Annotated in this window: 10 protein-coding genes; all 10 read right to left on the bottom strand. The window is 34.3% G+C overall.

The window, feature by feature from the left end; genetic code table 11:
- Positions 1 to 127: 127 nt before the first annotated feature.
- Positions 128 to 1,864 carry an NADH-dependent [FeFe] hydrogenase, group A6 gene (locus tag M2475_RS10195; RefSeq protein WP_277491336.1) on the bottom strand — a complete coding sequence of 579 codons (1,737 nt, stop codon included), beginning with the start codon at positions 1,862 to 1,864 and terminating at the stop codon, positions 128 to 130.
- Between the two features lie 16 nt (positions 1,865 to 1,880).
- Positions 1,881 to 3,770 carry an NADH-quinone oxidoreductase subunit NuoF gene (nuoF, locus tag M2475_RS10190; RefSeq protein WP_277491335.1) on the bottom strand — a complete coding sequence of 630 codons (1,890 nt, stop codon included), beginning with the start codon at positions 3,768 to 3,770 and terminating at the stop codon, positions 1,881 to 1,883.
- Between the two features lie 9 nt (positions 3,771 to 3,779).
- Positions 3,780 to 4,280, bottom strand: a complete 501-nt coding sequence (locus M2475_RS10185) for an NAD(P)H-dependent oxidoreductase subunit E (protein ID WP_277491333.1) — start codon at positions 4,278 to 4,280, stop codon at positions 3,780 to 3,782.
- Positions 4,281 to 4,497: 217 nt separating this feature from the next.
- Positions 4,498 to 5,049 (bottom strand): hypothetical protein, encoded by a 552-nt coding sequence (locus tag M2475_RS10180; RefSeq protein ID WP_277491332.1) that lies wholly within the window; start codon positions 5,047 to 5,049, stop codon positions 4,498 to 4,500.
- On the bottom strand, positions 5,042 to 5,479 hold the full coding sequence (locus M2475_RS10175; protein WP_277491331.1) for a hypothetical protein: 438 nt from the start codon (positions 5,477 to 5,479) through the stop codon (positions 5,042 to 5,044). Before M2475_RS10175 ends, M2475_RS10180 begins: the two co-directional genes overlap by 8 nt.
- Positions 5,479 to 5,868 carry a hypothetical protein gene (locus M2475_RS10170; RefSeq protein ID WP_277491330.1) on the bottom strand — a complete coding sequence of 130 codons (390 nt, stop codon included), beginning with the start codon at positions 5,866 to 5,868 and terminating at the stop codon, positions 5,479 to 5,481. The genes M2475_RS10175 and M2475_RS10170 overlap by 1 nt, the downstream gene beginning before the upstream one ends.
- Before the next feature lie 164 nt (positions 5,869 to 6,032).
- A complete protein-coding gene (locus M2475_RS10165; protein WP_277491328.1) occupies positions 6,033 to 7,391 on the bottom strand; it encodes a PFL family protein in 1,359 nt (452 codons plus the stop codon).
- A gap of 12 nt (positions 7,392 to 7,403) precedes the next feature.
- Complete coding sequence (locus tag M2475_RS10160; RefSeq protein ID WP_277491326.1) at positions 7,404 to 7,673, bottom strand: ACT domain-containing protein; 270 nt, start codon at positions 7,671 to 7,673, stop codon at positions 7,404 to 7,406.
- Between the two features lie 192 nt (positions 7,674 to 7,865).
- Positions 7,866 to 14,768: a discoidin domain-containing protein gene (locus tag M2475_RS10155; protein ID WP_277491325.1), complete on the bottom strand. Its 6,903-nt coding sequence runs from the start codon at positions 14,766 to 14,768 to the stop codon at positions 7,866 to 7,868.
- A 279-nt stretch (positions 14,769 to 15,047) separates the two neighbouring features.
- A partial coding sequence (locus tag M2475_RS10150) for a hypothetical protein (RefSeq protein WP_277491324.1) occupies positions 15,048 to 16,204 on the bottom strand: 1,157 nt, incomplete at its 5' end.

The raw sequence follows: 16,204 nt of genomic DNA, 5'->3' as shown, positions 1-16,204 counted from the left end.
TGGACACCCTTGTCTTCGGCTACGGGTTAGCGACTACACCCCCCACAGTGGACTTTCACCACTAGATATATGCCATGCCTAGCACACCAAAAAAAAGAGTACAACTTTTGTTGTACTCTAATCTATTTTAAAGTTTTTCTCTTTTTACATAACTCGTATGAAGTAACTCATGAGCTTTTCCTTTTCCAGGTTTCCCTAGGAATGTGTCATATAGTTTTTCCATAACTGGTGTTTCATGCGAAATACGGTATTTATCACCATCATCAATTTTGTATAAAACAGATGCACGCAATGCTTTTACATCCACATTATTTCTAACAACATCACGAGGGATAATTTGACCTCCACCATTGATACATCCGCCTGGACATGCCATAACTTCAATCATGTGGAATTCTTTTTCTCCATTTTGGATTTCTTTCATAAGTTTTCTTGCATTTGCAAGACCAGATACAACAGCAACCTTAATTTCTGCATCACCCATTTTATAATGAGCTTCCTTGATTCCTTTCGTACCACGAACTTCATTGATTTCAATCTTATCGAAAGTTGGATCGATTAAACGTCCTGCTGTACGAATTGCTGCTTCCATAACTCCACCACTGGCACCAAAGATTGTTCCAGCTCCTGAAGCACACTCAAATGGATCATCGAAGTCTTCTGCTTCTAATTCATTAAACTTGATTCCTGCTTCTTTCATCATATGAGCTAACTCACGTGTTGTAAGAGCAACATCAACATCTTGTAAATCTGACCATTTTTCTTCTGGACGTCCTACTTCGAATTTCTTTGCTGTACATGGAATTACACTTACAACAAATAAATCTTCTGGCTTAATATCATATTTCTCACAATAGTAAGATTTTAATACTGCACCAAACATTTGTTGTGGTGATTTACATGTAGATAAATTTGGTAACATTTCTGGATAGTTATGTTCAGCAAATTTTACCCATCCTGGACAACAAGATGTAAACATTGGTAGAACACCACCATTTGTTACTCTATCTACAAGTTCATTTGCTTCTTCAACGATTGTTAAATCGGCTGTTACATCCATATTAAACACTTCGTCAAATCCTAATATTCTAGATGCTGCAATCATTTGTCCTTCTGCGTTTGTTCCAATTTCGTAACCGAAATCTTCACCAATTTGTGCACGAACAGAAGGTGCAGTAAACATCACTACTTTTTTATCTGGATTTGCAATTGCATCCCAAACATCTTTTTCATTGTTCTTTTCACTCAATGCTCCAACTGGACAAGCTACGATACATTGACCACAACCCACACATGGAGAATTTTCTAAATCTCTTTCAAATGCACATCCAATATGTGTATCATGACCACGTTGGATTGCTCCAATTGCATCAACTGCTTGCATTGTTGTACAAGCCGCCACACAACGGCGACATAAGATACACTTATTGTTATCTCTCACTACATATGCAGAAGAGTTATCAATTTCATATTTTGGTTCCTGTGCAGGGAACTTATCTTCATCAACTGCATATTCACGTGATAATTCTTGTAATTCACAGTTTGTACTTCTTACACAAGATAAACATTTTTTATTATGATCTGATAATAATAATTCCAATGACATCTTACGAGAATCTCTTACTGCTTTTGAATTTGTATATACTTCCATTCCTTCTTCTGCTGGTGCAACACATGATGCACTCAAACCTCTTCTGCCTTTGATTTCAACAACACAGATACGACAAGAGGCAATTGCGCTAACTTCTTTTAAGTAACACAATGAAGGAATTTCTACACCTGCAAGCTTTGCAGCCTGCATAACTGTTGATCCTTTTGGAACAGATACATCTATTCCATTTACCTTTAGATTTATTTCACTCATCTTAAATTACTCCTCCTTAACCTCTCGAAATGGCATTAAACTTACATGTGTCCATACAAACACCACATTTGATACATTTTTCTTGATCGATTACATGAGGTTGTTTCACTTCACCGCTAATTGCATCAACTGGACATTTTCTCTTACATGCAGTACATCCAATACATTTTTCAGCATCAATCGTATATTCCAATAAATCCTTACATACACCTGCTGGACATTTTTTATCCTTGATATGAGCTTCATACTCATCTCTAAAGTGATGTAAAGTAGAAATAACAGGATTTGCTGCTGTTTGACCTAAAGCACAAAGTGAAGATTTTTGCATATGTGCAGATAAAGCTTCAATTTTGTCTAAGTCTTCCATTTCTCCATTACCAGAAGTAATTTTTTCTAATAATTCATATAGACGTTTTGTTCCAATACGACATGGCGTACACTTACCACAACTTTCTTCTACTGTAAATTCTAGATAGAATTTTGCAATATCCACCATACAAGTATCTTCATCAAGTACAATCAGTCCTCCAGAACCCATCATACTTCCCAATTTAATCAAGTTATCATAATCAATTGGAACATCCATATTTTTAGCAGGGATACATCCTCCTGATGGACCTCCTGTTTGAGCTGCTTTGAATTTTTTACCATTTGGAACACCACCACCGATTTCTTCAACGATTTCGCGCAGTGTAATTCCCATTGGAACTTCAACCAACCCAACATTTTTGATTTTTCCACCAAGGGCAAATACTTTTGTTCCCTTTGATGTTTCAGTTCCCATACTTGCGAACCAATCAGCTCCATTAAGTACAATTTGTGGAACATTAGAATATGTTTCAACATTATTTAAAACCGTTGGTTTTCCAAATAATCCGCGAACTGCTGGGAATGGTGGACGAGGTCTTGGTTCTCCACGATTACCTTCAATACTTGTAATCAAGGCTGTTTCCTCACCACAAACAAATGCTCCTGCTCCTAAACGGATTTCAATATCAAAATCAAAACCAGTTCCGAAAATATCCTTACCTAGCAATCCAGCTTCTCTTGCTTGATCGATAGCAATTTGTAAACGTGTTACTGCAATTGGATATTCTGCACGTACATATACATACCCTTGATTTGCACCAATTGTATATCCTGCAATTGCCATAGCTTCAATAATACAGTGTGGGTCCCCTTCTAAAATAGAACGGTCCATAAATGCTCCTGGATCCCCTTCGTCTGCATTACAACATACATATTTTTGGTCACTTTCACTACTTTTTGCAAATAACCATTTTTGTCCAGTGGTGAATCCTCCACCACCTCTACCACGTAATCCTGAAGCTTTCATAAGCTCAATTACTTGATCTGGATTCATTTCCGTTAACACTTTATACAAAGCTTGATAACCATTTGTACCAATGTATTCTTCAATGATCTCTGGATCTATAACTCCACAGTTTCTAAGTGAAACGCGGTGCTGTTTCTTATAGAAATCTGTCTCTTGTAACGATTTAATGTTTCCATTTTCATCTACTGTGTCTTCATAAAGTAATTCTTTTACTACTTCACCACCAGCAAGATGTTCTTTGATAATGCGATCCATGTGTTCAGGTGTTACTTGTGAATAGAACACTCCCTCAGGATACACAATTACAACTGGTCCTAGCGCACATAATCCAAAACAACCAGTTTTTACAACCAAAATATCATCTTCTAATTTTTCTCTTTTTAATCCTTCATCAATTGCTTCTAAAACTTTTTTAGAACCTGATGAAGTACATCCAGTCCCTGCACAAACAACGATTTGTTTGCGGTATTTAGAACCTTCTACTAATTTCGCATTTTTATGAATTGCTGAACGAACCTGTACAATTGGTTCAAATTCTTTTTTAATTTCTAATAACTTTTCAATGTTCATTTTGTCCACCTACGCTTCCATATCCGTATATTTCTTAAGTATTCCTGCAACTTCTTCAGTTGTTACTTTTCCATATACATCTTCATTCACAAGCATAACAGGTGCCAAACCACATGCACCAACACATCTTGTAGCATCTATTGAAAATAAACCATTTTCTGTACATTCACCAGCTTTGATTTCTAAAATATTCTCTACTTCTTCCAACACCTTGTCTGCTCCTTTAACATAACAAGCTGTTCCTAGACAAACACTTACTTTGAATTTTCCCTTAGGTTCAAGTGAAAATTGCGAATAAAAAGTAACAACACCATATACTTCTGATAAAGAAATACCTAGACCCATTGCTACCATCTTTTGTACTTCAAGTGGTAGATATCCATAAATTTCTTGAGCACCTTGTAAAACAGGCATCAACCCACCGCGTTGATCCTTATGGTCTTCTATCACTTTCATTAATTTTTTTTCTTGTTCAGGCGACCCTGAAAAAGGGGTTTTTTTATCTGACATATGCGATCCTCCTAATAAAAACCTGTATGCGCTTCCACCTAACATTATAGTATAAATGCCTTTTATTTACTAGTATTTTTTCCATTATTCACCCTTATTTTTCTATTTATTCAAACGTCAAAATTGAAAGCGTTTTCATTTTGTTTTTCCACAAAAAAAAGACATTAAAACCAAATTTTTAATGTCCTTTTGTTAGAAATTTAAATTTCTATAGTACTTATGCTTTTTTATGCCCTTCAACAATTTCAATATATTTCTCTAAACGTGGTAGAAAAAATTTATGAAAAAGCCTATCTTTATATTTTTTTCGATTTTGGAATAAAACAATTGCCCAAATTGGCACCAAAAGTAACATAAAAGAAATTAAAAGCAATATCCATATCATATCAAGCTGACTATCTTGTATTGCCATTGGTTTCTCAATAAATAAAAGAAAAAAAGGCAATGCAAACGCCAACATAACGATTACTGTATAAATTCCCACTATAATAATTTGACGTTTTGCATTATAAAGCAAAACATAATCTAATTTTGTTTCTGTCTCAGACATACTAGATAACCGAAGGTTTATTCCTGTAATAGTTTTATAAAAATACTTTAAATTGGGTTCCTTTGTCTTTTTTATTAGTTTATCTTCTTTAACATTCAAATCATATTGCGTTACTACTTTATTAACATTGTCATCTAAGTTTAATAATCCATTCATCGCAATGGATGTATTTTCAAGATTTGTTTCTATCTCAACACAAGAAGTTACTTCTTTATTCATAACTTACTCCCTTCTTTTTCTTCATTAGATATACAATAAGTAAGAGTACTTCAATAATTTGAAAATTCAATACAAGAAGTTGATATTCAAATAGAATCATAATTGCAAACAACATCACCGCACTTGATATAACATCAATAATTGAAATAATCAATAAGATAACCGCTGACTTTGATCCTTCTTTTTCTTTGATATCTGAATAATAATTTACTGCTATTTTTTCTAAAACAATCATAGAAACAATAAACAATAAAAAACCGCCCACTCCAAATAGTAGTAATTTATATAAAGTTTCCTCATAATAGTATAAATTATGAATATCATGGATAGTAAGTAATAAGGCTAATCGCATAACACTCAATACTAAATATATGTAAGGAATCTTTTTTATAAATGATAAATTCTTTTTATTGTATTTTGACCTAATCATTAATTTCCTTCAAGTTTAGAGCTAAAATCACTCTCTACATTTGATTCTGTCATTTTACGCATAGCAATACCAGCTAAAATCCAGATTAATATTCCTAATACAATTTTCATCATTGACATAATTACCATTGCTCCTGAAGCAGCAACTAAAAACTCTAATCCAGATACTTGTTTTCTTCCTTTAACAAATAAAAATGCACTTGCAGCCAATAATAAAATAGCGACGACACGATACACCGTTATCGATGTCTCTAACATTCGATACGTCTCATATGTCATGTAATATGAATCGCCTCCCCATATTGACCAAAAAGCAAAAACCAACAATGATGTCACCACCAATAATACATTAATAACTTTTCCAAATAATAAAATTTTCTTTGAATCCATATTTCCTCCTCTATAGTTTCTACACTCTACTAATATACTTAGACACAGTTTTCACCAAAAAGGTTTCAAAAAAAATGAAATTTTTTACTTTCGCATAATTATAAACAAAAAAACACCAAAAATTTTGATGTCTTTCTATTATATTTATTTTGATTATATCAATCTTAATTTTTTAAACTTTGAATTGGTGCAGGGATTTTACCTTTTCGTTGTATCATCACATTACATGATGTTTGATTGATGTTCATAACTGGACCGCTACCCAATAGCCCACCAAACTCTAATTCATCTCCTACTTTTTTACCAATTGCTGGAATTGCACGAACTGCAGTTGTTTTTGAATTTACCATTCCAATTGCTGCTTCATCAGCAATGATTCCAGAAATTACATCCGCTGTTGTATCACCTGGTAACACAACCATATCCAACCCAACTGAACAAACCGCTGTCATAGCTTCTAATTTTTCAAGTGATAGAGTACCATTACGTACTGCTGCAATCATACCAGCATCTTCCGATACAGGAATAAATGCTCCAGACAAACCACCAACACTACTGCTCGCCATAACGCCACCTTTTTTTACTGCATCATTCAACATTGCTAAGCACGCTGTTGTACCATATGCCCCACAAGAATCAAGACCCATTTCTTCCAGTATATAAGCCACAGAATCACCTACAGCAGGCGTTGGAGCCAAAGATAGATCCACAATACCAAAAGGTACGTTTAACCGCTGTGAAGCGATAGCACCAACCATCTGCCCCATTCTCGTTATCTTAAATGCTGTTTTCTTAATAATATCTGCTATTTGATCCATTGGTAAATCTTTTGGTGCTTTAGCTAGCGCTGCACGAACTACTCCTGGACCAGATACACCAACATGGAGCACACAATCCGGTTCACCAATCCCATGAAAAGCTCCTGCCATAAATGGATTATCCTCTGGTGCATTACAGAAAACAACTAGCTTCGCTGCACCGATACAGTTACGATCTTTGGTAAGTTCCGCCGCTTCTTTCACAACACGACCCATAAGTTCGACAGCATTCATATTGATTCCTGCTTTCGTAGAACCAACATTTACAGATGCACAAACATGCTCCGTTTCTGCCAAAGCTCTAGGAATTGCTTCCATCAACTCACGATCTCCTGCTGCACAACCTTTTTGAACCAATGCTGAAAAGCCACCAATGAAATTTACACCAACTGCTTGTGCACACTTTTCCAATGTATGTGCATATTTCACTGGATCTCCACCACTAACTGCTACCAGCATTGAAATCGGTGTTACTGAAATCCGCTTATTGATGATAGGAATTCCATATTCTTTTTCAATTTGCTCACCAACAGCTACTAGGTGTTTCGCTTTTTCAGTAATCTTGTTATAAATTTTCTCACAGGATTTATCAATATCACTATCTGCACAATCAAGAAGTGATATACCCATCGTGATTGTTCTAACATCTAAATCCTCTTCATCGATCATTTTAATCGTTTCTAATATATTATTTACATTTAACATAAAAATACCACCTTAAATCGTATGCATAGACTTAAAGATATCTTCATGCATCACATGAATTGTAAGTCCTAATTCTTTTCCATACTTTTCCATCACATCGACAAAAGATGTATATTCTACCTTTAATTTATCAATTTCTACTAACATCACCATACAAAACATTTCTTGCATGATTGTTTGGCTCACATCCACGATATTCGCATCAACTTCAGCACATTTTTTACTTACATTGGCCATAATACCAACACCATCTTTACCAATTACACTTACAACTGCTCTCATCTGTGATCCTCCTTATAACATTATTTTTATCATTATATGTGAAAAGTTTCATAAACTCAATAAAAACTAGAATAATTTACTTTATTTCACTCATTAAGCGCTTCCAATCAAAAGAATATTTTATGAAAAAAGGTAATATCCGAAGATATCACCTTTTTAGTCAGTTAATTATCATAACCAACATAGCAAATTCTATTCCTCAATCTGTCTTCTCTTTTTTGCGGTTTTAAGAAGAACAGCACCCGCTACCATCATCATAAATAACAATGCATTCAAGTCAGTTGAATCTCCTGAATTCACACTACCTCCTGCAGTAGCAGCTTTTCCACTACCACCAGTTCCATTAGGAGCTGTTGAAGGTTTTGCCTTTTCAAGGTCATTCATCGCTTTCTTCAAGCCTTTAACAACAGTTTCAATTTCTTCAGCTGTTGCTTCTTCATTCGCTAATACTTGTTTCGCATTCGCTAATGCATTTGCGAATTTACTTGAACTTGATGCTGAATATCCATCTAGTTTAATACCATCTGCTTTCGCTACTAAACTTCTAAGTGCAGCTGTATCTGGTTTTAATCTAGCTTTCAATTTTTCTCTAGTCAATGCTTTTGTAGCATCGTCAATTTCTTTTTGCGTTGTAGCATTTTCCAATGCATTCTTAGCTGCTGTTAGAGCATTTGGCAAGCCTTTAACTGATGATGGAACATATTTACTAATGTTCTTAATCATGTTTTCAACCGTTGCAATTTCTCTAATCAACGCTTCTTTATCTAGAACAATTTCTTTTTCTAAGCCACTGATTGCATCTACTAAGTCTTTATAAGCTTTTGCTACTTCAGCTGTTGTTGCATCATCATTAGCAGCAACTGTTTTTGCTGCTTTCAATGCTGTATCCAATGCTTCCCAGCTCTCTTCTGTATAACCTTCAGAAGTGTACTTGTTCGCAATTGTAATCATATCGTTAAGCTCTGTTTTGTCTACGATATCCCATAGTTTTTGTGAAGCATCTGTAATCTTCACAATCGCTGCTTGCATTGCTGCAACATCTGTACTTGAAGCATCAACCAATGCTTGTGCTTCATCTACTGCATCTTGAAGAGCTTTTACTCTACCTGGACGAACGCCACTTAAGTCTTCAGCTAACATTTCATTTGCTATTTCAATATGCAATTTTAGACTTTCCATTACCGTATTTACATCTGCTCCTGCTTGCAATGTTTCTTTTGCTGCTAATAAGTCAATTGTTGCTTTTATTGCATCTGCTGATGGAATATCTTTTGGATCGTTTTCCAATAATTCATTTACTTCATCAAGCAATGCTTTCATATCAGCAAATTCAGCTTCTGTATATAAGTCTTCTAGTGCTTCACACTCACTTACTAATTCAACCAATTTATCCAATACGAAATCAGAAGCTCTTGTTGTTAGTTTTGCTTGTGCAACTTCTAACGCTAATAATGCATCATTGATTTCACTTGGTGTTGCAGTATCTTCTACTGCTGATGCTGCATCATATGCATCCATCAATTCATTCCATGAAGATGTAGTGTAGTTATCTTCTTTATCAAACAATGCTTCTACTGCTTCAATAGCAGCTTGTAAATCTTCAAAACTACTTGTTTCTAATCCATAGAAGTTCAATTCTGCGATAGAAGCATATGCATTCGCTCTATCACCTAATGATTCAATTGCCATGAATTTAACATATCTAGCTTTTGTAGTATCAAATTTAATTTCTTTTGCTACTGATGGTGCTTCTAATGAAGATCCATCATTATCCAAATATCCTTCTACTACTGGAACAAATTCCAAATCATTAATCGTTGGATCACTAATACCTTCTAATGAAGTTGTACTTACTTCAATACGGTAATGTGTAATATGTCCATTTCTACTGCTTTGACGTGCTAACATATCAATTTGTTCTAAGTCATATTCTTTACCTAGATCAATTACAATCCATTGTGGTAATTTATAGCTACTGCCATAATTAGAATGCCAAATTGTATTGATATCACCATCTAATACGCGATCTCCATGTTCTAGTTCTGCTGCAGAGTAACTTGTTTCATGGAACAATGTCATATCGCTACGATCAATCAAGTTCAAACTAGATTCTTGTTCTGTATTAGAACCTTTAAACTTAAGTTCTTTTACTATCGTAATTAATTTTGTTGTCATTGCATCTACATCTGTTTGAGATGTTGGTTCTGCTGACAATAATTTTGCATCTTCTAATACTGCACTCATGTCTGCCCATGTTTTTGCAGTATACAAGTTTTCATACAATGCTTCTGCTTTTGCAATTTCTTCATCTAATACAGCTGTATCAATTCCATCAACTACTGTAACATCGAATGTATCTGTAAGATTTCCATCTTCAGATGTAGCAGTTAATGTAACTGTTCCAGCAGAGACACCTTGCACGACAAATGCATATTTGTCATTCATTGGAATCTTAACCACTTTCGCAATTGCTTCATCACTACTTGTAATGTTATAGAATGGGTTTGAAACGTTGCTTGGAGAAACCGTAGCTGATACTTCACCCATACCACCTACAAACACTTTTGAATCACTTGTCGTATCAAACTTAATTCCTGTTGCATCAACTTTTGAATCCGTAATAAATTCTATTTCATGCAATGATAACATTCTATTTTCTTCTGTACCAGTTTTTGTACCCTTAGCAGTACCAACACTTGTTAATGGTATAATTACAACTTTATCAATTTTTGATGCAGCTGCAGGTATCTTAAATTCATAAATATTTTGTGCTGTGTTAATTGTACCTAAATCATATTTTGTTTCACCATCATATCCGACAGCTTTTATACTTGTAACACGTCCATTTGAACTTGAACGGTTATATACTTTTACTGACTTCAATGGTTCAGATTTATTAAATGTGAAATTCATATCCGTAGGTAACATTACTTCTGCTGCAACATCATTAGCTTCAAAATACCATTTGAATTCTGCTAAATCGCCATTTCTATCACCATCAAATAATAAAGTCTTCCATCCGTCTTGTTGCCACAATTCGCTTCCATCCATATTTTGTTTTACAGCATTGTCAAAACTAATTGCACTAATGTCTTTTTGTTGTAAAATATATTCTGTTTTTGGAGCTTCTGGTATTTGTGTGCTATCAATTAGGGCATCAGCTGTACTTAAATCTTGTCCAACTAACAATGCTCTAGTTGCTTTTGTATCCCATGTAAAGTCTCTTGTTGCACGAATTGTAACTTTCGCAATACTTCCTGTACCACTAATCAACTCTTGATTACCAACATTTGTGAAACATACATAGTTATCAGTTGTTCCATCACTGTGGAATCTTGTTTTCGAGAAGTTTCTCATAAATACCGTTTTCGTTGATGGAGATCCAAAATTCACTACTTCGAATTGGTTCATATCAACTGGCATTTCCATACTAAATGCATTTACATTTTTAAGACCTATTCCATAGAAGTCCAGTGTTACTAAGTCACCTGCTTCAATATTTGTCTTTGATGGAATAATCTGAACTTTTCCCTCTACTCCTTTTGCAGCCGTTGCGATAGGATCTCCTAACATTCTAGCTACAAATGAAATATCATATGCATCAATAATATCATTATTATCTATGTTACCTAATGTAGAATAGTTCCAATCTGCATCAACTGGTTTTAATCCTACATAGTTTTCATAGAATGTTAAATCATTTTCATCAACTACATTGTTGTTTGTAACATCTCCTACAACCCATGCATCTGTTCCTTCAACCTTATAAGGTGTGATTTCTGCTGCTGAGAAGAAGCCACCATATGAAGATAAACAACTCAATTTCAAATAACGAGCTTTTAAGCCTGTCAATGGAACTGTTTTGGTTTGCCATCCTTCAAGATCATTGCGATCGTATGACCATGCTGGGTTTGCATTACCATCCCATACCTTAGTATAGTTTACACCATCTAAACTTGCATAAACATCCATACGATATACCGCACCATTACTTTTATTCTCTCTTGGAACATAATCCAATTTATCCAATTGATATGCTGCTCCTAAGTCTATTTCAACCATTTTATCTGGTGTTACTGCCGAAGCTGAATGGAACATTGTGTTTCTATCATGGTCAAATGCTTTTTCAATTTTATCAGAGCTATAGTAACCATAATCCCATTTTGCTTTAATATTTTCAGGAACATTTCGATATGGATTATCCGCTGTTTGAATTGTAATTAATTCACTCCAGTTAGAGAATCCATCATGATTAACAGAACGCACACGATATGTATGATCCGTTAAATATTTAAGTCCTGTATGAGTATATGCTGGGTTTGCAACATTTCTATATAATTGTCCATCAACCTCTACATCATAAGTTGCAGCTTCTGTAACTGCATCCCATGCAATGTTGATTTCAGCATCTGTTTTCGAAACTTCAACAAGTCCTGTAGGTACTGCTAATGCTTCATTTAATTCATCTTTTCCTAAATCTTGTTCATTTTTGAATCCATCTACTACAACTTCAAATTTATGTGCTGTAACATCTACTTTTTCAGCTGATTTCACATAAAGTTTTGGTCTTGTAGTTTCTGTAGTATTTGCATACGTAGTTCCTTCTGTAGCAAATTGTTTTACAAAAATATCTGGATTTTCGTTATAGAAATATACATTTCCTGTCGCTTCATCATATTCCTTTTGTGTCGTAACTTCTGTAAAGTTAACACTTTCACCTGCTACTTTTCCTGTAACATTTGTAGGTTTTTGTGAAACATTAACGATAAATTCATTTGATCTTTCTTTTACCATTCCAGTGTAACTACCAATCGCTTTATCAGCAGTTAATGTAGCTTTTTCACCATCAACTTTTGATGTAATCACCGTTGTAGCTGAAGCACCACCTAACGTAAGTCCATCATCTTCATAAAGTTCAAATTCTGTATCTCCATGAGGATAGAATTCAACAATTCTTTGTGAACGATCTAATCCATCTTTATTTGTTTCAGTAACTGCATCTGGATTGTTATTTTCTGGATACATCGGAATAATTGATCCATTTTTAACGAATACTGGCAATTTCCAAAGTGGAGCATTAAAACTATTTAATACTTGACCACCACGATAGTGTTCACCTGTAAAGTAATCAATCCATACATCACTTGTACCAGGAAGATAAATATCATTTCTAATATCGTTTCCTGTACTATCAGCATTTGTATTTTGATAGATTGGCGCAACTAAGAAGTTATCTCCCCACATGTATTGATATTCTGTAGCTGTTCCTAATGTATAAGCATTTGCTTCTTCTAAGAACATAGCACGAATCATTGGCAATCCACCACGTGCAGTAGCTTCATGTGAAGTTGTGTTTACGTATGGCATTAATTGTGCTTTAAGTTTCAAATACGCACGGTTAATTGATGTACCATCTTCTCCTAATGCCCAAGGAGATTTTTGGTTAGAACCCCAACCATCCATATCTAACATATATGTAGTAAATGCTTTCCATTGGAAATCACGTGTATGTACAACCTTGTTCTTTCCACCGAAAATACCATCCATATCACTACCGATGTTTGGTTGTCCTGATAAAGATGTTCCAATATATGTTGGAATATGGAAACGAATGTATTCCCATTGTCCACCAGATTGGTCACCTGACCAGATTCCACCATAACGTTGTGTTCCAGCCCATCCATCTAACGTAACAATATTTGGTTTTAATCCTGATTTAGAAGCAATTGCATCATAAGCAACACTAATTCCATTTAATGCCATTGAATATCCAGATCCAACCCATGCAACATCGGTTTTTACTGAATGAACACCTGCTTCTACTTCTTTATAAATATCTCTTTCACCTTTTTGAGGATTTGAAGGATCTGCAGGCCACAAGTTAGATTGTGTCCACAATCCTGTTTCAACTCCATTTGCTTTTGCATAATCTGCAAAATTCTTCAAATTTTCGATATCTCCTGCTTGTGAAGTAGTTTGTCCATATCCACAACCATATCCATCATTTGGTAAGAACCAACCAAGAGGCATATCATTATCCTTGTGATCTTCAATGATTTGTTGTGCAGTCATATCATTATCACCTAATAATGTTTCTTTTGTTCCTCCATTATCTGTTTGTGATTCTTTATACCATTTACTACCTAATTTAATTGCTCCACTTGTTCCTTCTGAAACCTCTGTCCAATAGTCACGATTATAGCAATTCAAATGTCCCAAGTACGAAGCATATTCAGGCAATTCTGCTGGATTTCCAGTTAATTCATAGTAATCCCCTAAGATATCAACTGGTGCATCATCAACAAAATAATATGCATCAAAACGCTTTTCACGGTGCGTTGTTTTCACAACACCTTCCGCTTTTGAATCAAAATCATAATTTCCTGCTTTCCAAGTATTACGTACTACCCCATATCCATTTGTTGACCAATAAAATGGATTTGGACTAGCAACACCTTTGTCAACCCAGTTGTTTGTATTTACAATTTCAATTGCTTTTCCTTTGTGTGAGAAACGTCCATTTTGTGTTCCTCCACCATAGAAGTACTCATTTTTATTTGTTTTTAATGTTTGTACTGTACTTCCTGATTTATATTTCAATGGTGCAGATTCTTCCCATATAATTGTCCTATCACTTTTCATCAACGTCATCATTGAAGTATCTTTATCAATTTCAATAATCATTTTATCCGTTGAAATAATAATTTTTGAATCTTCTTCTACCAATGTAGGATTTACATTATACTCAGCTGTATACTGTGCATCTGTCTTCGCAGTAATTGTTGCTGTATGTTCTGCACTATTAGCATCAGGATATTCTTTAAAAGCCTCTCCTTGAGGTGCCATGTACATTCTAAATACACTACTTTCTAAGAAAGTAAATCGAATTTTCTCTCCTGTTGATATCGTCAATTCAACTTTGTTACCATCTTTACTAGCTGATAAAACACTTCCTAAAACATTATATCCATCCGCATCAACACTTTGAACACCGATCTCATCTGCATATACTGGCGTTTGTGCTGTCGCTAAGATTGGAAGAGTCATTGCAGCTGCTAAAGATAATAATTTCAATCTTTTTAAAGCTTTTTTCATTTTTCCGTCCTTTTGTACTTCCTTCCTCATAAATAATTCAAATATTCATTTACTTCAAGACTTCATTCCCCCATTTTTTTAATAGCTTCACCTCTTTCTTTGGCTGTAAGCGCTTCCCTGAATCTACTTTCATTATAGTATTATGAAAAAGAAATTTATTTATCTTTTTACTTATTATATTTGTACTTTTTATTACTCGTTTATCTTTCTGTTTTTTTGATTTGCACTTTTTAGTAATAAAGAAAAACAGATTAGAGAAAAGCTCTAATCTGCTTTATTTTAATTTGGTTTCTTTCTTGCCTTTAAAACTGCTTTTGTCAGTTCTTTCGTTATCGAAGTAACCTCATCTTGTGTAACACCCTCTGTATTGTACACATTTTCTGCTTTTTCAACAAGTTTATCAAGACCTTTTATCGTAGAGGCAACATATCCCGATTTATTATTCAAAATATTTTTTGCCATATTGATTTCAAGCTTCAATCCACTCTTATCAATTGCTTTTCTTAGGTTTGATACTGCAGATACTAGATTCTTATATGCATTACTAACCTCTTCTGCTGATGCATCAGGATTATTTGAAACCGTATTTGCATATTCTAGTGCTTCTGTAAAACTATTCCATGTACTCTTTGAATATTTACTTTCATCTAAATCACTTATATATGAAATAAATTCAATTAATACTTCTTTGTCTTCAATCTTTTCAAGACCTTCAATAGCTTCTGTTAATCTTGTAGTTTGTTCATGAATTTCTTCAATTGTATACTCTCCATTTTCTATGAACAAATCAATTTCCTCCACTATATTTTCCAAATTTTTAACTTTAGATGGTTTTATAGAACTAACATCACCTTTTAATATTTCTTTTGCACTTTGAACTGTACTCTTTAATATATTAAGAGCATCTACAATTGCTAATTTATCTTTCTCAGCAATTAATTTAGTAAGCATATCTTTTACTTCATAATCTGATAGCTCATCATACTCTTTAGTTAATAATAAATCACTATCATTTAATAAATCTTTCATATCAGCAAATACTTCTGAATCAAAGTTTTCTTCCATTTGCTTACACTCTTCACTTAAAGCAATCAATTGATTAATTTCATTTATATCCGCTCTAGCTACTAAATTGTCTAATGCTGATGATATATTGCTTGCTGCACTATCTACTTCTGCTTGGGTTACATCTTCATTTTCTAATAATATTTTTGCTGCATCTACCGCTTCCATCAATGCTTCATAGCTTGATCTTGTATACATTGATGCATCTATTGCTTCTGCTTGGGCAATCAATTGATTTAGCTCTTCAACATCTGCTCTAACTACTAAATTATCTAGTGCTGATGATATATTGCTTGCTGCACTATCTACTTCTGCTTGGGTTACATCTTCATTTTCTAATAATATTTTTGCTGCATCTACCGCTTCCATCA

The organism is Breznakia sp. PF5-3, assembly GCF_029504745.1.
GTDB lineage: Bacteria > Bacillota_I > Bacilli_A > Erysipelotrichales > Erysipelotrichaceae > Breznakia.
Note: the sequence above shows the minus strand (reverse complement) of the source record. Positions and strands in the feature narration are given on the sequence as shown.